We start from the raw sequence: 447 nt of genomic DNA on the forward strand, positions 1-447 counted from the left end.
GCTGAAGGAAAGCCAGGCGCCGTGCATACTAATCAGTGACATTATTTATTCCTTTCAGGCTGCGGTAATCAGCCAGCAGTTGTGGATCTGACGGTTGCGGGCAAAATCCTGCGACAGCGTTTTTTGCGAAATCTCTTGCGCCTTCAGGCCAAGCGCCGCCAGCCCGTCATGATCCATACGGAAACCGCGTTTGTTATTCGAGAACATAATGGTGCCGCCTTTACGCAGCAGACGTTTTAGATCGGTCATCAGGCGAATGTGATCGCGCTGGACGTCAAACGCATCTTCCATTCGTTTGGAGTTGGAAAAGGTCGGCGGATCGATAAAGATCAGATCGAACTGCTCGGTGCTCTCCCGCAGCCAACCCAGCACGTCCGCCTGCATCAGGCGATGCGCGCGGCCGGTCAGGCCATTGAGACGCAGGTTGCGTTCCGCCCACTCCAGGTA

General features: G+C 55.3%; 1 protein-coding gene. It reads right to left on the reverse strand.

Features of this window, described 5'->3' with window-relative positions:
• Positions 1-54: 54 nt before the first annotated feature.
• A partial coding sequence (locus M3673_RS18825) for a class I SAM-dependent methyltransferase (protein ID WP_251535598.1) occupies positions 55-447 on the reverse strand: 393 nt, incomplete at its 5' end.

The sequence above is a fragment of the Nocardioides sp. P86 genome (assembly GCF_023712465.1).
GTDB classification, from domain to species: Bacteria; Actinomycetota; Actinomycetes; order Propionibacteriales; family Nocardioidaceae; genus Nocardioides; species Nocardioides kribbensis.